Annotated in this window: 15 protein-coding genes; 4 read left to right on the top strand and 11 right to left on the bottom strand. The window is 68.5% G+C overall.

The window, feature by feature from the left end:
- Positions 1-16: 16 nt before the first annotated feature.
- Both O7597_RS23440 and O7597_RS23435 read left to right on the top strand, forming a co-directional pair.
- Positions 17-1360, top strand: a complete 1344-nt coding sequence (locus O7597_RS23440) for a sugar ABC transporter substrate-binding protein (protein WP_281580724.1) — start codon at positions 17-19, stop codon at positions 1358-1360.
- An 88-nt stretch (positions 1361-1448) separates the two neighbouring features.
- Positions 1449-3482 (top strand): beta-galactosidase, encoded by a 2034-nt coding sequence (locus O7597_RS23435; protein WP_281580723.1) that lies wholly within the window; start codon positions 1449-1451, stop codon positions 3480-3482.
- 100 nt (positions 3483-3582) lie between these two features.
- Here the strand turns inward: O7597_RS23435 and O7597_RS23430 are convergent, their stop codons facing one another.
- The 11 genes from O7597_RS23430 to O7597_RS23380 all read right to left on the bottom strand — a co-directional run bounded on the left by O7597_RS23430 (position 3583) and on the right by O7597_RS23380 (position 16291).
- Complete coding sequence (locus tag O7597_RS23430) at positions 3583-4473, bottom strand: glycoside hydrolase family 43 protein (RefSeq protein WP_281580722.1); 891 nt, start codon at positions 4471-4473, stop codon at positions 3583-3585.
- Positions 4474-4535: 62 nt separating this feature from the next.
- Positions 4536-5924 carry an RICIN domain-containing protein gene (locus O7597_RS23425; RefSeq protein ID WP_281583308.1) on the bottom strand — a complete coding sequence of 463 codons (1389 nt, stop codon included), beginning with the start codon at positions 5922-5924 and terminating at the stop codon, positions 4536-4538.
- 211 nt (positions 5925-6135) lie between these two features.
- Positions 6136-7233, bottom strand: coding sequence for a substrate-binding domain-containing protein (locus O7597_RS23420; protein WP_281580721.1), 1098 nt, complete (start codon positions 7231-7233; stop codon positions 6136-6138).
- A gap of 163 nt (positions 7234-7396) precedes the next feature.
- Positions 7397-8161: a 2-dehydro-3-deoxy-D-gluconate 5-dehydrogenase KduD gene (kduD, locus tag O7597_RS23415; RefSeq protein ID WP_281580720.1), complete on the bottom strand. Its 765-nt coding sequence runs from the start codon at positions 8159-8161 to the stop codon at positions 7397-7399.
- A 2-nt stretch (positions 8162-8163) separates the two neighbouring features.
- Complete coding sequence (gene iolB / locus O7597_RS23410; RefSeq protein ID WP_281580719.1) at positions 8164-8988, bottom strand: 5-deoxy-glucuronate isomerase; 825 nt, start codon at positions 8986-8988, stop codon at positions 8164-8166.
- A 49-nt stretch (positions 8989-9037) separates the two neighbouring features.
- Positions 9038-10222, bottom strand: a complete 1185-nt coding sequence (locus tag O7597_RS23405) for a glycoside hydrolase family 88 protein (RefSeq protein WP_281580718.1) — start codon at positions 10220-10222, stop codon at positions 9038-9040.
- A 75-nt stretch (positions 10223-10297) separates the two neighbouring features.
- The gene (locus O7597_RS23400) at positions 10298-10966 is read right to left on the bottom strand and encodes a hypothetical protein (protein WP_281580717.1); all 669 of its coding nucleotides are present in this window, start codon (positions 10964-10966) and stop codon (positions 10298-10300) included.
- A gap of 3 nt (positions 10967-10969) precedes the next feature.
- Positions 10970-11869 carry a carbohydrate ABC transporter permease gene (locus tag O7597_RS23395; RefSeq protein ID WP_281580716.1) on the bottom strand — a complete coding sequence of 300 codons (900 nt, stop codon included), beginning with the start codon at positions 11867-11869 and terminating at the stop codon, positions 10970-10972.
- Positions 11869-12777, bottom strand: coding sequence for a sugar ABC transporter permease (locus O7597_RS23390; RefSeq protein ID WP_281580715.1), 909 nt, complete (start codon positions 12775-12777; stop codon positions 11869-11871). Before O7597_RS23390 ends, O7597_RS23395 begins: the two co-directional genes overlap by 1 nt.
- Before the next feature lie 170 nt (positions 12778-12947).
- Positions 12948-14249 carry an extracellular solute-binding protein gene (locus tag O7597_RS23385; RefSeq protein ID WP_281580714.1) on the bottom strand — a complete coding sequence of 434 codons (1302 nt, stop codon included), beginning with the start codon at positions 14247-14249 and terminating at the stop codon, positions 12948-12950.
- Positions 14250-14305: 56 nt separating this feature from the next.
- Positions 14306-16291, bottom strand: a complete 1986-nt coding sequence (locus O7597_RS23380; protein ID WP_281580713.1) for a DUF2264 domain-containing protein — start codon at positions 16289-16291, stop codon at positions 14306-14308.
- Between the two features lie 346 nt (positions 16292-16637).
- Here O7597_RS23380 and O7597_RS23375 point away from each other — a divergent pair, with 346 nt between their 5' ends.
- Both O7597_RS23375 and O7597_RS23370 read left to right on the top strand, forming a co-directional pair.
- Complete coding sequence (locus O7597_RS23375) at positions 16638-18599, top strand: heparinase II/III family protein (RefSeq protein ID WP_281580712.1); 1962 nt, start codon at positions 16638-16640, stop codon at positions 18597-18599.
- Entirely contained in the window at positions 18583-19722 is a 1140-nt protein-coding gene (locus tag O7597_RS23370; RefSeq protein ID WP_281580711.1) for a substrate-binding domain-containing protein, read from the top strand. The genes O7597_RS23375 and O7597_RS23370 overlap by 17 nt, the downstream gene beginning before the upstream one ends.
- The last annotated feature ends 420 nt before the right edge of the window (positions 19723-20142 follow it).

Below are 20142 nucleotides of genomic sequence, written 5' to 3'. Positions count from 1 at the left end.
CACGAAGGGAACGATCATGATGGTCCTACCCCGCCGGACGCTCCTGGTAAGCGCGGTCCTTTGCGTCTCGCTCCTGGTGACCGGCTGTGGCTCCGGTGACGGGGGCGACTCCGGCGGGTCGCCGGCCGTCGTGTCCGACGCCGACATCGAGGCCGCTTTGGAGGCCGGCGGCAGTATCACCGTGTGGGCCTGGGAGCCGACCCTCAAGCAGGTCGTCGCCGACTTCCAGGACAGGTACCCGAAGGTAGCCGTCAATCTGGTCAATGCCGGCACCGGCAACGACCAGTACACGGCGCTGCAGAACGCCGTCGCGGCGCGCTCCGGCGTGCCCGACATCGCCCAGGTCGAGTACTACGCGCTGCCGCAGTTCGTGCTCTCCAAGTCGCTGACCGACCTGAGCGGATACGGTGCCGACCAGCTCGAAGCCACCTTCACCCCGGGCCCGTGGAACGCCGTGCGATCCGGCGACGGCGTCTACGGTCTGCCGATGGACTCCGGCCCGATGGCCCTGTTCTACAACAAGGAGGTCTTCGACAAGCACGGGTTGACGGTGCCCACCACCTGGGACGAGTACGTCGCCGAAGCTGAGAAGCTGCGCCGGGCCGACCCCGATGCGTACATCACCAACGACACCGGGGACGCCGGCTTCACCACCAGCATGATCTGGCAGGCCGGCGGCAGACCGTACAGCGTCGACGGCACCACTGTCGGCATCGACTTCGCCGACCCCGGAACCCAGCGGTTCACCGCCACCTGGCAACGACTCATCGACGGCAAGCTGCTCGCGCCGGTCACGAGCTGGAGTGACGCCTGGTACAAGGGCCTGGGCGACGGCACCATCGCCACGCTGGTCATCGGCGCCTGGATGCCCGCGAACCTGGAATCGGGTGTGCAGTCCGCCCACGGCAAGTGGCGCGTCGCCCCCATGCCGCAGTGGGACGCGGGCGGTGCGGTCACCGCCGAGAACGGCGGCAGCTCACTGGCCATCCCCGAGCAGGGCACCAACAAGGCCCTCGCCTACGCCTTCCTCAGGTACGCCACCGTCGCCGAGGGCGCCCAGACGAGGACCGACCGCGGGGCCTTCCCCGCCACCACCGCACAGCTGAACTCGCCGCGGTTCCTCGAAAAGGAATTCCCCTACTTCGATGGCCAGCAGGTCAACCAGGTCCTCGCCGAGTCCGCGAAGCAGGTCGCCCCCGGCTGGTCCTACCTGCCGTTCCAGGTATACGCCAACAGTGTCTTCGGCGACACCGTCGGCAGGGCGTACCTCGGCGGCGCCACCACCCTCCAGGACGGACTTCTGGCCTGGCAGGACGTCTCGGTCACGTACGGCAAGGAACAGGGCTTCACAATCCGGTGACCCACCGCGCCGTCCGGCCGCCCGCCAGGCGGTGTCCGCACGGTCGCCCGCTCGAGGTAAAGATCGCCGTCTTCGTTGGGAGCTCGTCGTGGGAGTAAACCGTGATCACCGATGGCTACGTTGGCCCTCGGAGCCGGACCGGGCCCGCCTGGGGTACGGCGCCGACTACAACCCGGAGCAGTGGCCGCGCCACGTGTGGCGCGAGGACGCGCGGGCGATGCGGACCGCAGGGGTGAACATCGTCTCGCTGGCGATCTTCTCCTGGGCACGACTACAGCCCCACGAGGACGAATGGGACTTCGCCTGGCTCGACGAGGTCATGGATCTGATGCACGAGAACGGCATAGCGGTGGACCTCGCCACCGCCACCGCCTCCCCGCCGCCCTGGCTCACCACCAAACATCCGGAGATCCTGCCTGTCGATCGCAACGGTCGCCGGCTCTGGCCCGGCGGCCGGCAGCACTGGCGACCGACCTCGCCCGTCTTCCGACGTCATGCGCTGCGTCTGACGCGCGAGCTCGCGCAGCGCTACGGTCCGCATCCCGCGCTGGCCGCGTGGCACGTCTCCAACGAGCTGGGTTGCCACAACGTCCACGACTACTCCGACGACGCCGCGTCCGCCTTCCGCGCCTGGCTGCGCGCCCGCTACGGCACGCTGGAGGCGCTGAACCAGGCGTGGGCCACCGCGTTCTGGTCACAGCACTACAGCGATTGGGAGCAGATCCTGCCGCCCCGGCTCGCCGCCACCTACCCGAATCCCACCCAGCAACTGGACTTCCGACGTTTCTCCTCCGACGCCCTCAAGGATCATCTGCGCGCCGAACGTGACCTGCTGGTCAAGCTGACGCCGAACATCCCGGTGACCACCAACTTCATGGTGACCGGAGAGAGCAACGCGATGAACTACGCCGACTGGGCCTCCGAAGTCGACTTCGTCGCCAACGACCACTACCTCGCCCCGGGCCCCCAGGCGTACGACGAGCTGTCGTTCTCCGCCAACCTCACCGCCAACCTGGCCGGTGGGCGGCCCTGGTTTCTGATGGAGCACTCCACCAGCGCCGTCAACTGGCAACCGGTGAACCTTCCCAAACGGCCGGGCCAGATGATCCGCGACTCGCTGACGCACGTCGCCCACGGCGCGGACGCGGTCTGCTTCTTCCAGTGGCGGCAGTCGGCGGCCGGTGCCGAGAAGTACCACTCCGCAATGGTTCCGCACGCCGGTGAGGACAGCGACGTGTTCCGTGCCGTCACCGACCTCGGCGCCGCCCTGCACACCCTGGCACCTGTGGCCGGCGCGACGCGAAGCCGTGCCCAGGCTGCCATCGTCTTCGACTGGGAGTCCTGGTGGGCCGCCGAGCTCGACTCCAGCCCCACCGACCGCCTCCGCTACCGTCAGGAGGCGCTGGACTGGTACACAGCCTTCCTCGGCCTGGGCCTTCGCGCCGACGTCGTACCCCTGAATGCTCCACTGGAGGACTACGACCTGCTGGTCGCCCCGATCCTGCACATCGTCCCGAGGTCCCTGGCCGACCGGCTCCGGGCCTACGTCGCGACCGGCGGTCACATGGTCACCACCTACTTCTCCGGCACTGTGGACGAGCACAACCACGTCTGGCTCGGCGGCTACCCCGGCGCCATCCGGGACGTGCTCGGCATCCGCGTCCAGGAGTTCGCCCCGCTCACCGACGAACAGACCGTCGCGCTCGACAACGGCACCACCGGCACGCTGTGGACCGAGCGGATCGACCTCACCGACTCCGAGACCCAGGTCCTGGCCCGCTACACGGGCGGGGACCTGGCCGGGCAACCGGCCGTCACCCGTCGGGCTGCGGGCGACGGCTCGGCCGCCTACGTCTCGACCCGGCTCGGGCCGGCGGGCCTGTCGACAGTCCTGGCGGAACTGGCCGACCTCGCCGGCGTGCACAGCGAACTACCCGAGGAGCTGCGCGGTCGCGTCGAACTGACCGTACGGGGACGCTACCGGTTCCTGATCAGCAGAACGCCACCTGGACACGTCTCCGGCGGGGAGGTCGACCAGGACCAGGCCGCGCCCGGCGGCACGCTCCTACTGCAGCTCAGCGGCGTGACGGTCATGCACCTACCGGCCGAGAATCCCGTTTGACGCCCCTGGCCCGGGACAATCCGGCGACGTCGGGTGCCGTTCGGCGCCGGCGACGTTGCGCGACGCCGGACGGCACGGCGATCCGGATCAGGAGCAGTGGCTACACCGGAAGGGCCGTGCCGTGCCGGCATCCGGAGCAGCCGACCGCGCTCAACCCGGTCCAGGTGTTGAGGTCGGAACTCGTCGCGGTCCACACCCCGCCGTTGGTGTACCTGTCGACGTAGATCCGCCACCTGCCGTCGTCCAACCGGACCAGGGACGGTCCTTCGTAACCGGAACTCCACAGCCGGCCCCGGTTGGTCCAGCCCTCGAAGAGGTTCGCGGTCGTGGTCCAGTGCTCGATGTACTTGGTTGTCTCGTTCTTCACGAACGCGTGCCACGTGTTGCCCGACTTCACCACGAAGGTGTCGATGTAGTTGGTGCCTAGCCCCCACATCTGGGCGGGGCCACTCCATGACGTCAGCGCGGTGTTCCGCGCCGTGTAGACGTACGGGCGGAAGCAGTTGGAACAGGTGGTGGCTGCGACGGACGCGAGGATCCGTACGGTGCCGCCCTCGACGTAGAACTCGGGAGCCCAGGTGAACCTGGTGTTGGCGATCCCGGAGTTGACGCTGGCCACGTGCGTCCAGGACGTGAGGTTGGTGCTGGACGCGATGTTGAAGTAGGTCGAGTTGGTGGTCCAGGACTGGACGGTGTATGCGATGTAGTACCTGCCGTTGTGCCGGATGATGCTCGGGTCGCGGAGCACGCCGGTGGGGCCCCGGAAGTTGGTGTCCGACAGCACGCTGTAGCTCGTGCCGCCGTTCGTCGACCGGTAGACCCACAGCTCCTGGTCTGCTGCGCCGTCACCCTTGAACGTGGTGTAGACCAGTGTCGTGGCGGCCGAGGCCGGCTGCGGCGCGGCGACGGCACCGGCGAGGACGGCGCACACGCTGACCAGTGCGGCCAGCCAACGTAACCGTCTGCTCTTTGGGTTTCTCGACGTTGTCATGCTGCCTCCGTTGGCTCTGCTGACGCCTCGGCTGTTCGGGAGCCGTGCGTTGGTCACCGCGCTCATGCCACCGTGCGGGACCATTGCTGGTTGGTGCCGCTGCCGCAGGTGTACTGCTGGATGTCGGCACCGTCGCCAGTGCCGGCGTTCACGACGTCGAGGCACTTGCCGCTGTGCCGGGCGCGGAGCTGGTGGTAGCTGCCGATCGCCGCCCATTGCCATTGCTGGTTGGTGCCCGTGCCGCAGGTGTACTGGATGATGTTGGCACCGTCGGCGGTGGAGCCGGAGGCGACGTCGAGGCATTTGCCGCTGTTCTGGTTGACGAGGCGGAAGTAACCGCCACCGGCGTCCTGGAACTCCCAGCGCTGGTTCCCGCCACCATTCCAGCCGTACTGCTTGACCTCGGCGTTGTTGGCCGTGGAGTTGCTCACCACGTCCATCACCCGGCCGCTGTTGCGGTTCGTCACCCGGTAGTACGTCGGAGAGTTCGCGGTGATCGTGCCAGTGACCGTGTCGATGGTGATCGACGGAGCCCAGTTCAGGCTCATGCTGGTGCTGGACGGGAAGGTGATCGGCAGCCAGACGTACTGGGAGTCGTTGACCGGCCCGCCCCAGGCACCGGCCCAGCGGTCACCCAGGTAGAGATAGCTCGTCGTGTTGGTGCCCTGGATGGGCAGCACGAACGCCGGCTGGGAGCGGAAGGTGGTGGAATCACCAACGTTGCTCCAGCCGGTCCACGGACCGGAGATACTCGACGCGGTCGCGTACCTGGCCTGGTTCGGGCTCCAGCCGGTCGCGCCCGAGGTCAGCATGAAATAAGTACTGCCCCGCTTGAACAGGGCGGGAGCCTCCCGGTGGGCGTCGTTCCAGAAGTTGCCGACGAGGCTGGCGACGTTGAGGTAGTCCGAGGTGAGCCGGTAGATGTGCAGGTCGTAGTTCTCGTCGGCGGCCGAGATCATGTAGCCGGTGCCGCCGTCGTTGTAGAGCGTGATGTCCCGCGACATGTGCCCGAGCGGGCGAAAGCTGCCGTGGTAGGTGTAGTTGCCGTCGACCGTGGCCGACGAGGCCACGGCAGCGCGCGCCTCGCTGTAGTTCGTGCCGTTCTCCTTGTGCATCCACATGACGTAGCGCCCGGTGCTGGCGTTGTAGATGACCTTCGGCCGCTCGATGTTGGCGGACTGCAACTCAGCGGCCGAAGACTGGGTGAGGACGTTGTTGCGGAACTCCCAGTTACGCAGGTCGGTGGAGCGGTAGACCGACACCGCTCGGAACGTGTTGTTCGGGTTGCGGTTCTCGCCGAACCAGTAGTAGTAGGAGCCGACCTGGAGTACGCCACCGCCGTGGGCGTGCAGGGCGTTTCCGCTGGTGTCGGTGAACTGGGTGCCGTTGGTGATGGTCACCGCTACCGCCTGGGCGGGTCGGCCGTCGCTGGCGACCGCTGCTGCGACCATTCCAGTTGTGACCACGAGCGCCATCGCGAGCGACAGGAGCCCTCTGCTCGATCTCACTGTGCTACCCCCTTCTGCCGCCGGCGCGTCCGGTCCAGCACGATTCACACTTGGGTAACTTCTTGGTAATCGACGCGGTCCCAGGCACGCCACAGATCGCACCAATTCATTCACGAACATACATAGACGAACGTCACCAGGGTTGTCGTCCTCGCTAGCGCATCGGCGACCGCGGCCACGACGAGTCGCGTACGACAAGCTCGGGGGCGAGAAGCACCCGGTACGCCGGGCGGCGTTCGCCGTCGAGCAGACGCGAGACCATCAGCTCCACCGCGAGCCGGCCGACGTGACTCTTCGGTGGCCGGATGGCCGTAAGTGGCGGATCGGCGAGGTGGGCAAGCTCGTCGTCGTAGGAGACGATCGCCAGGTCGTCGGGGATCCTGAGGCCGTGCTCGGCGCAGACCTGCGCAATAGCTATCGCGTGCGAATCGCTGTGGATGATCAGGGCGGTGATCTCGGCGTGCCGGCACCGCCGAACCAGCCGACCGATGACGTCCCGGTCGTCGCTCGTGCCGAGCGTCACCCACTCTCGCAGCACGAGCAGGTCGGACACGGCGGGATCGGCGGTCGCCGCCTGCCAGGCGCTCAGCAGGTGGGCGGAGGTCGGGCTGCCGTGGGACACGACGAGACCCACCCGGCGGTGCCTCTGTTGCCGCAGGTGGTGGATAGCGATCTCCAGGCCGAGTGCGTGGTCGCTGCGTACCCACTCGATCTGCCGGGTGAGGGGCGTCCATCGCCGCGGCTGGCGCTCGACGAGAATCGTCGGCACCTGTAGGTGCCCGATCCAGTCGAGCATGTCCTCCGCGCGGTCGTCATCAAGGCTGGGAGCGAGGAGCAGACCCTGGACCTCTTGAGCGGCGACCAGCAGGCCGATCTGGCGGCGGTCCTCGTCCGGGTCGTAACTGGAGCCGCGCAACTGGATGTTGACGCCGAGGGCGGCGGCGGCGGCTCGCGCCCCGCCCACAATCGACGGCCAGTAGAAGTCCAGCGATGGTACGACCATGCCGATGGTGAACCGCATCGGTGTGCGTCGCGGCTGTTTGTCCGTACCGCCCCGCAGGGGCAGGGTCGCCCCACCGTGCACCTTGGACACCAAGCCACGCTGCGCCAGGGCGGCGATGTCCCGACGAATGGTCAGTTCACTCACGCCGAACTCGCGGGCGAGATCGCGAACCCGCACGGCTCCGTTCCCGCGAAGTGCGGCGAGCAGTCGCTCCTGCCGCTGCGTACCGAACAGCCGCCCTTCCATCATGCCCGCCTCACCTGAGGCCGCCCGGCGATCGCCGGCAGCGGTCGGGCGGCCTCGACGCCTGTCACGAACCCACGAAAGCCGGTTTCGCTGATGTCACGTCCCGTCTCCGTTCACGTCGTCCGGCGGCTACGCCGTCCACCCGAGAGGGACGCCAGGGGTGTTTCTAGCGGGCGAGCCAGCCGCCGTCCACCGGTACGACGACGCCGTGCACGTAGCGGGCGGCGTCGGAGGCGAGGAAGACGATGGTGCCCGCCAGGTCGTCCGCTGCCCCCCAGCGACCGGCGGGAATCCGCTCCCGGATGGCGCGCTCCCGGTCGGGGTCCTCGCGTAGTGGCGAGGTGTTGTCGGTGGCGATGTAGCCGGGCGCGATCGCGTTGACGTTGACCCCGCCGGCGGCCCACTCGTTTGCCAGTGCCCTGGTCAGACCCACCACGGCGTGCTTCGCCGCGGTGTAGGACGGAACCCGGATGCCGCCCTGGTAGGACAGCATGGAGGCGATGTTGATGATCTTTCCGTGGCCGTGGTCCAGCATCACCCGCCCGGCCGCCTGACTGAGGTGGAACACCGCGTCGAGGTTGACCCGCAGCACGGCGTCCCAGTCCTCTGCCGGGTGCGCTGCGGCGGCCGCGCGGCGGATGATGCCGGCGTTGTTCACCAGGATGTGCACGCCACCAAGGCCGGAGACGACCGTGTGCACGGCGTCGGCGAGTTCGTCCGGTCCGGCAGCGGCCAAATCGCCAGGCACCACCAGGGCTCGCCGGCCCGTCGCTTCGATGTCGGCCACCGTCCCGGTGGGGTGGGTACGGTCCAGCAGGGCGATGTCGGCACCCGCCTGGGCCAGGGCGATCGCGAGTGCCCGGCCGATGCCCCGGTTGCCGCCGGTAACCAGGGCAACCCGCCCGTCCAGCCGGAATCTGTCCAGAATCACGGCTACAGCCCCACGCTGCGCAGGGTGGGCACGGTCCCGCCGACCCAGGCGAGGTCGGTGTCCTCCCGGGCGCCCTGGGTGCGCTGGGAGCCGGCAAGGAACCACAGATAGTAGGTGGTGTACCCGGGTGCGCTCACCACCGTGTGGTAGCCCTCCGGCATCATGTGCATGCCGTGGTCGCGGACGGTGAAGTTCTCCTCGTACCCATCGTCGGTGTACATCCGGCAGATGCCGAACCCGTCGGACGGGTTGACCCGGAAGTAGTACATCTCCTCGTGGGCGGCCTCCGCCGGCAGGTCGTCGACCTTGTGCCGGTGCGGCGGATAGGTGCTCCAGTTGCCGGAGGGTGTGTACGTCTCCCCCACGATGAGCCGGCCGGCCGGCAGATCCGGCTGCGCGATCTCGGTGAGGATCTGGTGATACGTCCGGCCGAAGTTGGCGGCACCCCAGCGGCCACTCGCGACCCGGGCCGGTTCGATGACGTACGGATCGACGGCAAGGTCGCTCGGTGCGCTCGGGAGCGCGACCTCCACCGCGCTGTCCGCCACGACGGCGACGTCGGCGCCGGCGGGAATGAAGACGGAGTGGGGTTTTCCGGAGAAGACGTCCGCCCGCTCGCCGACCTGCGCGAAGTGGTGGCCGGCGACGGTGAAGCTCGCGGTTCCGCCGAGGACGACCGCGAGGATCTCCCGATCACCGGACTCACCGGCCCAGCTCTGGCCCGCCGCCAGCTTCAGCAGCGTGAAGTCCAGCAGCTCGCACGGGTTGAAGGGCAGCTTGTTGTGGCCGTTCTCGGCCGGGAGATAGCAGTGGTAGCGGTAGTCCATGAGTTGGCCTCTCTGTCGGGTGGGGTCTGGCAGTAGACACCGGCGGCGGCTACCAGGGGCTGGTCCAGTCCGGATCGGTCGCCCGAACCAGGGCTTCGAGGTAGAAGTAGTCGCCCCACAGGTTGCCCTCGTCGACGCCGATGCCTTTCGGCTTGTCGTAGACGCCGTGCAGGATCAGCGCGTTCGAGGTCGGCTGGTGGCTGGCGGCGTAGTGGTCGATGAGCGAGCGGAGGATCCGGTCGGCCGCCTCGCGGTAGCTGTCGGCGCGCGCGGTGTCCGTGAGGTTGTCGGCCAGCTCGATCAGGCCGCAGACGGCGATGGCCGCCGCCGAACTGTCGCGCTCCTGGTCGCTGCCGTCGGTGAACTCCAGATCCCAGTACGGCACCTGGTCGGCGGGCAGCCGGGCGAGGAAGTGGTCGGCGCAGATCTGGGCGGCCACGAGCAGCGATGGATCCCGTGTGTAGCGGTGGTTGAGGCTGAAACCGTAGATGCCCCAGGCCTGCCCCCGCGCCCAGCAGGAGTCGTCGGCCTGGCCCTGTTCGGTCTCTCCGCGCAGTGGCACCCCGGTGGCCGGGTCCCAGTAGAAGGTGTGGAAGGTCGTGCCGTCCGCACGCAGGATGTGTCGGCGTAGTTGGTTGCTGTGCCGGTGGGCGGCGGTTGCGTAGCGTTCGTCTCCGGTGGTGTGACTCGCCCAGTACAGCAGCGGCGTATTCATCAGGCTGTCGATGATGGTTCGCCCACGCTGGCGTGGGTCCCGCAGGTCGCCCCAGGCCTGGATGATTCCGGCCGGTTCCAGGACGCGGGTCATCAGGTGGTCGGCGGCCGCGAGGGCGGCCTGCCTGGCTGATGCGTCACCAACACGCCGCGCCGGGATGACGCAGGCGAGGGTGTAGAGGAATCCCAGATCATGGGTGTCCAGGTCGATCCGGTTGACCACCCGGGCGACAAAGCTGTCCACGTGTGACACGCCGGCACGGCGGTAGCGTTCCGCTCCGGTCAGATCGTGCGCCAGCCACAACATGCCCGGCCAGAAGCTCGTGGTCCAACCCACGTTGGCACCCGCCGGTTGCCCGCTGGCCGGTGCGCGCACCGGGTAGCGGTTGTCGACGGTGGTGTCCGCCGGATACCGGTCGCCGAAGGTGTCGATGTTCGCGTCCAGAGTGCGCAAGGCGGCGGACACGGCCGTGGGGATCGTCTCGGCGTCAGGACTGGGACGGGCACTGATTGCCGTCATGAAGGTTGTTCTCCCTCGGTCTGCGGTCGGATCACCATCGGCCCGACCGGGTTGTCGAACTGTGGTGACGGGCGATCAGGCGGTTCGGGGTTCGGTCGGCGGATCGAGTGCCACGCGTAGGCTGAAGCGACTGTTTGCCCAGACCACGTACAGCAGCGGCGTGGCGGCGACACCCAGGGCGATCGCCGGACGCAGCGCGACGAGCTGCGCCAACAGGGTGAGCGTCAGCAGCGACGCAACGGTGAGGTACCAGCGGCGCACCGCCAGATAGAGGCAGGCCCGCGCCACCCGGTGCAGCCGCGCGCCGGGCTGTTCCGCGATGGCCACTAGTCCGAGCAGTGTGGTGGCGACGGTGAGGACGGCCAGCATGGCCAGGATCGGCAGGGTGACCGCTCCGGCCCGGTGTCCCCAGAGGGCGTACGCGTCCACGCCGAGCACGACCAGGACGGCGGTCGCCGCGGCGGCCCAGAGCGTCGCCGGCCAGGCGGTGGCTCGCCAGGCACGGCCGAAGATGCGCAGCGGGCCGTCGGCCCGACCGGCCGAGTAGGCGGACATCACCGCGAAGATCCCGCAGAGCCCCGGTGCGCACAGCGGAGCCGCCAACGCGTACAGCGGCCAGGCCCGGGTGCTGTCGGTGGTGACTGCGAGCAGCACCAGCGGAAGGCCGCCGGCCACCAGCAGCATGTTGGTGACCAGTGCGGTGTACACCCCGTCGAAGATGGCCTGGATGGTGTCGTGCCGCATCGGTCAGCCCTTCAGCCCGGTGGTGGCTATGCCTTCGACGAAGTGCCGCTGTCCGAGCAGGAAGATGACCGCCACTGGCAGCACGGACAGCACCGAACCCGTCATGATCAGCGCGTACTCGGCGTTGTACTGGGTGATGAACGTGCGCAGCCCCAACTGGATGGTGCGCAACTCGGGACTGCGCAGGTAGATCAGCGGACCGAGGTAGTCGTTCCAGGTGGTGACGAACGTGAGTAGCGTCAGGCTCGCCAGTGCCGGGCGGGACAGCGGCAGCATGATCCGCCGGTAGATGCCGAACTCGGAGAGGCCGTCCACCCGTGCCGACTCGCTGAGTTCCTCGGGGATCGTCTCGTAGAACTGCTTCATCAGAAACACGCCGAAGGCGCCGAACGCCTGGAGTGCCACGATCGCCCACAACGTGTCTGACAGGTGCAGCTTGGACATGAGGATGAACTGCGGGATCATGTACGACTGCCACGGCACCGCGATGGTCCCGATGTAGGCCAGGAACAGCAGGTTGCGGCCCGGGAAGCGGATCCGGGCGAAGCCGTACGCGGCGAAGCTGCCGGTGAACACCTGGAGCATGGTGACGACGACCGACAGCAGCAGGGTGTTCTTCAGCCACGTCGTCATGTCTGACCGTTGCCAGATGTCGACGTAGTTTCGCCATACCAGCGTGTCCGGGATCCACTTGATCGGGATGGTGAACACGTCGCTGTTGGTCTTCAGTGACGACATCACCATCCAGTAGAACGGCAGCAGCAGCGCGGCCACCGCGAGGGCGAGACCGAGGTATCCCGCCAACCGCCAACCGCAGGAGGTCACGCGGCGACCGGGTGCGGAGTTGGCCGGCCCGGTGATGGAGACGGGTACGGGCGTTGTGGTGAAGCGGGTCGCGGTCATCAGCCATCCCTCCGGTTGTTGATCCAGAACTGGATGGCTGTGACCCCGAAGCAGATCGCGAACAACACGACGGATACCGCCGAGGCGTAACCGAACTGGTTCTCGACGAAGCCCTTCTGGTAGATGTACTGCGACAGCACCAGCGTGGACTGGCCGGGACCGCCCTCGGTCATCACGAGGATGAGGTCGAACACCTTGAAGCTGCCGATGGTCAGCATCACGACGACGAAGAACGTGGTGTGCCTCAGCCCTGGGATCGTGACGTGCCGGAACCGTTGCCAGGCGGTCGCGCCGTCGATCTTGGCGGCCTCGTACAACTGGGCGGGGATGGTCTGCAGGCCGGCCAGGAACAGCAACATGTAGTAGCCCATCTCCCGCCAGGTTCCGACGATGATGACCGCCGGCATCGACCAGTCCGCAGATGTCGTCCAGCCGGGCGGGCTGTCGACTCCGATGGCCCGCAGGAACGCGTTGACCGGCCCGTACTCCGGGCTGAACAACTGGTTCCACACCACCGCGATCGCCACGATGGAGGTGATGTAGGGGAAGAACGCGACGGTCCGGAAGAACCCCACACCCCGCAGCCTGCGGTTGAGCAGCAGCGCCAGGCCGAGGGCCGCCGCCATGGTCAGCGGAATGTGCAGGACTGAGTAGTAGAGGGTGTTCTGCAGTGCGGTCCAGAAACTGGAGTCTCCCCACATCCGCCGGAAGTTCGCGCTACCGGTCCACTCGGCCGCCCCGAACACGTTCCAGTCGGTGAAGGCCAGGTAGAACAGCGCCACCACCGGCACCAGCGTGAGCAGGGCGAAGCCGACGAAGTTCGGCAGAATGAACGACCAACCCGCGACGGTGTTGCGCCATACCAGGCGGCTGCGCCTGGGGCGCGACCGCGTCAGTGTTGCTGCCATCAGGGGACTCTCCGGGGGAGGCGTTTTCGGGTCAGGTGGCGGGCCCGGCGCCCGGCTCGCGTCGTACGCCGGACCCGCCGATCGCGCTCAACGGCGACCTGTCGCCGGACCTTTCTCAACCGGCACCGCGCGCCGGCCGTGGTCGACCGCCGGGGGGTGGGTGGCGGAGGTCACTGATTGAGAACCTCGTTCTTGGCGCGGGTCTGCGCCTCAGCGATGGCCTCGTCCAGGCCCTTGCTGTCGGACATGACCGCCGAGTGCAGGTCGTTGAGCACGTTCTGCATGCCGGCCGTGTGCTTCGAAACCGGGTTCTCCGGACGGATCTCGTGCGTGCCGTAGGCGAACTTCGACAGGTCGTCGCTGGGCACGCCGTCGAGGGCGAACAGCGTCGTGGTGATCGGGTCGGAGGCCTGGGCGGGAGTGATGCCGATGCCCGCCAGCGCCTTGCCGGCGTCCTCACTGGCCACGTACGCGAGGAACGCCTGGGCCGCCGCGACCTTCGACTTGCTGATCTTCGGGTTGATTCCCATGCCCGTCGGATCACCGAAGGTCACAGGTGTGGCGGAGGTGCCCGCGGTGGACTTGTCGTACTGCGGTGCGGGGGCGAGGCCCCAATCGAACGTGTCGGCTTCGCCACTCTTGCGCTGGTTGAGCAGGGTGGCCACATACCAGGTGCCCATGAGCAGCATCGCCGACTGCTGCTTGCCGAACTGCGCCTGGTAGGTGAGCTTGTTGGTGTTCGCGGTGCCGAAAGTCGGCTGCGCGCCGGCAGCCTGCAGGTCGAGCGACCGCTGGTAGTACGGCTTCAGGTAAGCGAAATCGCCGGAGAGCAAATCGGCGCCGGGTGTCTGGGCGAGCGCGAACCCCTGCACTGTCGACTGCCAGACGTGCTGGTAGGCACCGGTAGCGCTGGATCCGGCGGCCTTCAGCCCAGCGGTGAGCTGCTTCGCCGCGGCGGCGTACTCGTCCCAGGTCCAGGTCCCGGTCGGATGGGCCACCTTCGCCTTGTCGAACAGTTCCTTGTTGTAGTACAGCACCCACGAGTCCTGCCGGTACGGGACCGCGTAGATCTTGCCGTCGACCTGGTATGAGGCCAGCGCGGGCAGCTCGCCGAGCGCGGACCCGGCGTCGGACACGTCGAGAAGCTGACCACCACTCTGGTAGGTGTAGAAGTTTTTCAGGTTCTTCAACACGTACACGTCCGGCGCCGTACCAGCAGCGAGGTCGGCGATCATCTGGGTGTCGTAGTTCGCGGCGTCGTACTCCTTGAGTTCGACAGTCACGTTGGAGTGCGTCGCCTTGAACCCATCGGCGAGTGTCTTGAACTCCGGCGTGGAGGACAGGCTCCAACCCGCCAGAGTGATCGTTACCGGGGCGTTGGGGTCGACTGGCTCGTCCTCGCCGCCGCAACCGGCAAGGACGAGCGTCAGCGCCATCGCGGTGCTGACAACGGCTGGTATCGCGCGTTTCATACCTTCTCCTTCGGATCAGGGGCCCTGAGGGTGGGTCCACGCTGGCGCCAGGTCGGTCATTCGGTTGGCCCGCTCGGTTCCGTGTCGAGGCGGATCGTGGTGCTGAGTCCGTCCGGCCAGTCGACAGTCACGTGTGCCTCGGCGACATCGAGGACCGCCCGACAGGCCTGTCGTTCTACGCTCGCCTCACCACCGGACAGTTCGACGAGGCACGCGGTCCAGGTGCCGGTTCGGGCGGGGTACCGGAGCCACGGCACGGTCAGCGAGCCGCCCAACGGCCCACCGTCGGGGACTGAGGTGGTACCGGGGGAACCGGTGCCGAGGACACTCTCCAGCCGGCTGGTCAGGCCCGCTCCGGTCACGCTGAGCACATCACCGCAGCCTGTGGAGGGCACCCCGTCCGGCACCGCCCAGCCGCCGACGACCAGCCGCAGACCTGTCGCGTCGATCCCCTCGGCGAGGTCCTCAATGCGAGCCAGACGCAGCTCCCAGGGGCCGCGGACCAGCGAGTAGACGGTGAGGTGCCCGGCCGGCCACGAGTGGCCGTCGCGTCCGCTTCCATGGTCGCGCTGGCCGGGGTCCGGGTCGACCCAGTGGGCGAGGGTGCGCGATCCGGCCACGCCGATGCCGTCGTCGCCAGCTCGCAGTGTCAGCAGCCGCATGCCGGCGCGGTGAGTGGCGCGACCCTCGCTGTCGACCAGGGTGACGGACTGGTCGAGCGGGTTCAGCCAGCCACACTCGTCGAGCACCGGGCTGGTCGCGGTCGAGTAGCCGAGGCGGGTGTACAGGGGTGAGTCGCCGACGCTGGCGCCCTCCTCCGCGTGGTCGGTGCCGTGATTGACCACCCGCACAATGCCGTCGGACCGGGTGGCCGAGATCAACCAACCCGGTGCGCGTACGGCCCGCACGGTGTCGCGCTCCTCGATCGGCAGCGGCTGCTCCGGCGTCAGCCACACCGGATGATCGTCGGGCAGCGCTATACCGAGCAGGCCCTTGCTGGCCCAGTAGGGGGATCCGGGCCCGGAGTAGTGCTGGGCGAGCCGTGGCCAGGGCCGATGCCAGCCGATGGTGAGCAGGTCATCCGAGTCGGGAGCGCCGTGAGTGACGAAGTGGCGTACGGTCTGCGTGGCGGCCCGACGCAGCTGCCCGAGGCTGATCGACGGTACCCCGGCGATGGCGCCGACCCAGAATGGCGCCGCGGCGGCGAACCGGTAGATCAGGCTCCGCCCCTGGATGAGCGGTGACCCGTCAGCGCCCACCAGGGCGACCGCGTCGCGCAGGAAGCGGTCGAGGTGCGACCGGTCCCGGTCCCGACGGCCGGCGGCGAGGTCGCCCGCGCCGGCCATCCTCGCCCACAGCGTGGGATACAGGTGCAGCGCCCAGCCGACATAGTGGTCGTAGGCGCGGTCCGGGCCGTCGGCCATCCAGCCGGCGGGACGCGCGAAGCTGTCGTGGGTGGCGAGGTCCTCGGCCATCTCGTCCAGCGAGTACGGCCCGCCCACCGATCGCAGGAACGTCTGCACGAGAAGCCGGAACCAGACCCAGTTGATCCTCGGATACGTGTCGTCGCCGACGGCCGGGGCGAGGTACCGCACCACGCGCTCCTGCACGTCGGCCGGCAACCGGTCCCAGAGCCACGGCCGGGTCAGGTCGAGGATCAGGGCCAGCGAGGCGGCCTCCACTTTCGCCTGAGGGTGCTCGTCCAGCCGGATCCACCGATCAGCGGAGGTTGGATCGGTGCCGGCGGCGATCCCGGCCGCGTACCAGTCGAGGAGTTCGTCGACACCCTCCCCCCGCGCACCCGCTATCCGAAAACCGGCCAGCAGGAGCGTCCGGGCGAACCCCTCAAGCCCGTCGACAGCTCTGCCGTACCCGCCGGGCGGGCCGGGAAAGGTGATGAGGGCGTGCCCTGGCGAGGCGTGCGCCCGAGCGGCGACGAGCAGCCGGTCGGCAAGGGCAAGCCAGTCACCACGGCTCCATGTCCCGACGGTCTGCGGGACCGTCGTGGTGGGAACCAGATCGTTCGGCGTGCCGGACATCATCGGCGGTCCTGTCGCATCGGCCCACGTCAGGGGATGTAGGCGAACGGAAGATGTCGCCAGCTCTGTGTCAGCGGGGTGACAGCTGGGTTTCCGAAGTAAAGCGCTCACAACCGAACAAGTCAATGCCATCAACAAACTCAGACGGACACGTTCGATCAAGAACGTGCGCACACCAACACCTCGAAATGGGTTGTTGGTGTGGAAAAATGACCTTACGACAGTCCACTCGAGAGGACGGAACTCCCCCTTTTAGGACCAATCGCTACTGATCCAGTGCTGATCGATCAGGATCGCGCCTGATACGGTCGCAATGGTTCACGTCCGCTCTGTCGTTCACCGAGGAACCATGCCCACCAACGACCGCTTCACCGGTCCTCTCGCCGCCGCCTGGCCGGGTGTCGGAGCTGCCCTGCTCGCGCAGGTGCTTGAGCCGGCCGAAAGGTCGCTGCCCGTCCCCCCGGCAGAGGAGCGGGCCGTCTGGGCCGAGTCGCATGTGGACGTGCCCACGCTGAGGCGTCTGCGGGCCCACGCGGAAGAGGACCTGGGTCGCCCCTGGCCTTCGCTACTGGCTCGTCACTACGCCAGATACTTCCGCGACGGCGACCGGGACACCTACGAACAGCTGGTCTTCGCCCGGCAGCGGCGGCTGAGTCGGGCCAGCGTCCTCGCCGCCGCGACGCTCGCCCCGCACTGGCTGGACGAGGTGGTCGACGGCGTCGTGTTGCTGTGCGAGCAGAGTTCCTGGTGTTGGCCCGCCCATGACGACACCCGCACTCGCCACGACGCGGTGCTGCCGACCGTGACCGATCCGGTCCTCGACCTCGGCGCGGGCGAGGTCGCCGCGCAGCTCGCCTGGATCGACCACCTGCTCGGCGGGCCACTCGACAAGCACACACCGGGCCTACGCCCGCGCATCCGGCACGAGGTCGACCGACGCGTGCTGACCCCGTTCACCCGGCGCCGCGACTGGCACTGGCTCGGTCTCGACGGCGACGTACACAACTGGAGTGCGTGGATCCACGCCAACGTCCTCGTCGCCGCGCTGCGCCTGGTCGACGACCCACCGCGCCGAGCGGCGATCGTCGATCTGGTCATCGAGGGCCTGGATCGGTACGTGGCCTCTCTGCCGGTCGACGGTGCCGTCGACGAAGGCTACGGATACTGGTGGCAGGGCGCGTGCCGGGCACTCGAGGCACTCGACATCCTCGCCCACGCCACCGGCGGGAGGCTCGACGGCGTGCCGGGCGAGGCCCTGCGGCACACCGTCGCCTTCCCCCATCGCATGCACCTCGGCGGCGCCTGGTATCTCAACCACGCGGACGGGGTGGCGCGGCCACCGGCAAGCCAACCCTGGGACGCCCTCTACCGGGCCGCACGGCGCGTTGGCGACCGGGACGCGCTGGCACACGCCACCGCCCACCGCGACCGCGACGCGCCCGTGGGCGACGAGGATCAAGGGCTCGGCCGGTTGCTGCGTGCGCTGAGCCACCAGGAATGGATCAACGCCTCCCCCGGCACACCGCCGCTGCCACGCGACGTGTGGCTCCCCTCCGTCCAGGTCCTGCTGGCCCGCCGTCGCCGGGGCAGCCCAGCCGGTCTGACCCTGGCGATCAAGGGTGGGCACAACGGCGAGCACCACAACCACAACGACGTCGGCGCGATCGTGGTCGCCCTCAACGGCGTACCCGTGCTCGTCGACGCCGGCCGCCCCACCTACACCGCACAAACCTTCGGACCCGACCGCTACGACATCTGGACGATGCAGAGCGCGTGGCACAACGTCCCCCACATCCGAGGTACCGCTCAGGCCCCCGGCCACGCCTACCGCGCCCGCGACGTGGCGGCCCTCATCGACGAGACGAGGGCCGAGTTGTCCCTAGACATCGCCGCCGCCTATCCGCGCACCGACTTACGCCACTGGCGGCGCAACGCACGGTTGGAGCGCGACAGCGGGCGGATCGTGGTCACCGACGCCTGGGACCTCGCCCCGACCGACTCCGCCGCGCCGACCCGCGTCCACCTGCTGGTTGCAGGTGACGTGCGGCTCAGCGCGGGCCGGGCGGAGATCAGCGCACCTCACGGCGCCGGCCACCTCACGCTGACCTGGCGTCCCGCGTCCGCCCCCGGCACCGCGACCACCCGACCACTTGATGATCCTATGCTCGTCAGCGTGTGGGGACCGACACTGACCCGTCTGGAGATCGACGTCGGCGCGGCCACGGCGACCGGCACGTTCATCCTCACCGTCGAGGAGTCCCCAACCCGTGAAGTGTCTTCCTCGGAGGTGCCCGATGCCCAGGAGAGGTAACGCCGTCAGCCCGCCAGCGGCCCACCGGGGACCATTGCAGGCCGCGCGTCGCCAGCACCTGCTCGAGGCACTGCAACGCGACGGATGGATGCGCATCTCCGACCTGTCCCGGCGGCTCGGCGCCGCGCCGGTCACCATTCGCCGTGACCTGGCACAGTTGGCCGCTGAGGGCCTGGTGCAGCGGGTCCACGGCGGAGTGGCCCTGATCGAGCCGGGCGATCCGCAGACACCCGAGGAGGAGCCCGCCACCGGGCTGGATTCCCTCAGCGGGCGTACCCTCGGCATGCTCGTGCCCTCCCTCGACTACTACTGGCCGGACGTGGCCCGCGGCGCCGAGGAGGCAGCTCGCGAACTCGACATGCGGGTGGTCCTGCGTGGCTCGTCCTACGACACAGAGGACGACAAGCCGCAGCTGACCCGCCTCGTCGACCGGATGGGCGTCGATGCACTGATCGTCGTTCCCCGCATGGACGCGCCGACCGCCGGACGCACCATCGACTGGCTCGCCCACATCGGCGTTCCGGTGGTGCTGCTGGAACGGTCCGCCACGGTCGGGGCGCACCACGCGGTGATGGAGTCGGTGGTGACAGACCACGCACTGGGCGCGGCCATGGCGGTACGACATCTCACCTCCCTCGGGCATCGCCGGGTCGGCCTCGTGCTCGACGCCAACAGCCCCACCCGACCACACGTACGCCGCGGTTGGCTCGATGCGGCGGCCGAGTGCGGCATGAGCCCTCACGAAACCCTGGAGGCGGTGATACCCGACATCCGCTCACCCGACCGCGACGCGCTCCTCGACCAGGTCCTCGACCGCTGTCGGGAAACCGCAACCACCGCGCTGCTGGTGCACGCCGACGCGGAGGCCATCGCGCTGGTGCAGCGCTGCGAGGAACGGCACATCACCGTACCCGGCGATCTGTCCATCGTGGCCTACGACGACGAGATCGTGGGGCTGTTCAGCCCACCGCTGACGGCGGTCCGCCCTCCGAGACGTTCCATCGGCCGCGCCGCGGTACGCCTCGTCGCCGATCGGCTCGCCGATCCCGACCGGCCCACCCATCGGGTCGTCATCAGCCCCTCCCTCCGGATTCGTGAGTCGACCGCAGCACCACGGGCCTAGCCTTCCCACCTTCATCGGCACCGGGTCCGGCGGCCGAGGTGATGGCCGCGCCATGCCGCCCGGGCAGTTGACGACGTCATCCGACGCGGTAGCCGTCGCGGGGGTGGCTCGATCGCTGTGCAACCGGCCAGAGGCCAATGCTGGCCGGGGCTGGCGCGGTTCCGACGACGCACACCAGCCCCGATTAGATTCGGCCGGTGCCGGCAGGCCAGGCCCCGACGGCGATTCGATGCAGATCAATTGACAGTCGAATGTCCGGCGGGAAAACTGGCCCTTCCGAGGGTGCGTCGCTTCAGGCCCGCACCGACGACCCGACGATCAGCACCGCGCGAGCCGCCGCGTCGCCCGAGACGGGTGCCACCGCATGCTGCATATGGAGGATCCGATGCAGATTTTGAAACGATTCATAGCTGTCGCCGC

The organism is Verrucosispora sp. WMMC514, from assembly GCF_027497295.1.
In the GTDB taxonomy this organism is placed as follows: Bacteria; Actinomycetota; Actinomycetes; order Mycobacteriales; family Micromonosporaceae; genus Micromonospora; species Micromonospora palythoicola.
The sequence above is the reverse complement of the archived record's forward strand: the minus strand, read 5'-3'. Positions and strand labels throughout refer to the sequence as shown.

Excerpts from the sequence above, each read along its gene's own strand:
- O7597_RS23440 (WP_281580724.1), top strand. The coding sequence starts at position 17 with ATGATGGTCCTACCCCGCCGGACGCTCCTGGTAAGCGCGGTCCTTTGC.
- O7597_RS23430 (WP_281580722.1), bottom strand. The coding sequence starts at position 4,473 with ATGACAACGTCGAGAAACCCAAAGAGCAGACGGTTACGTTGGCTGGCC.
- O7597_RS23425 (WP_281583308.1), bottom strand. The coding sequence starts at position 5,924 with ATGGTCGCAGCAGCGGTCGCCAGCGACGGCCGACCCGCCCAGGCGGTA.
- O7597_RS23420 (WP_281580721.1), bottom strand. The coding sequence starts at position 7,233 with ATGATGGAAGGGCGGCTGTTCGGTACGCAGCGGCAGGAGCGACTGCTC.
- iolB (WP_281580719.1), bottom strand. The coding sequence starts at position 8,988 with ATGGACTACCGCTACCACTGCTATCTCCCGGCCGAGAACGGCCACAAC.
- O7597_RS23405 (WP_281580718.1), bottom strand. The coding sequence starts at position 10,222 with ATGACGGCAATCAGTGCCCGTCCCAGTCCTGACGCCGAGACGATCCCC.
- O7597_RS23400 (WP_281580717.1), bottom strand. The coding sequence starts at position 10,966 with ATGCGGCACGACACCATCCAGGCCATCTTCGACGGGGTGTACACCGCA.
- O7597_RS23395 (WP_281580716.1), bottom strand. The coding sequence starts at position 11,869 with ATGACCGCGACCCGCTTCACCACAACGCCCGTACCCGTCTCCATCACC.
- O7597_RS23390 (WP_281580715.1), bottom strand. The coding sequence starts at position 12,777 with ATGGCAGCAACACTGACGCGGTCGCGCCCCAGGCGCAGCCGCCTGGTA.
- O7597_RS23385 (WP_281580714.1), bottom strand. The coding sequence starts at position 14,249 with ATGAAACGCGCGATACCAGCCGTTGTCAGCACCGCGATGGCGCTGACG.
- O7597_RS23380 (WP_281580713.1), bottom strand. The coding sequence starts at position 16,291 with ATGATGTCCGGCACGCCGAACGATCTGGTTCCCACCACGACGGTCCCG.
- O7597_RS23375 (WP_281580712.1), top strand. The coding sequence starts at position 16,638 with ATGCCCACCAACGACCGCTTCACCGGTCCTCTCGCCGCCGCCTGGCCG.
- O7597_RS23370 (WP_281580711.1), top strand. The coding sequence starts at position 18,583 with ATGCCCAGGAGAGGTAACGCCGTCAGCCCGCCAGCGGCCCACCGGGGA.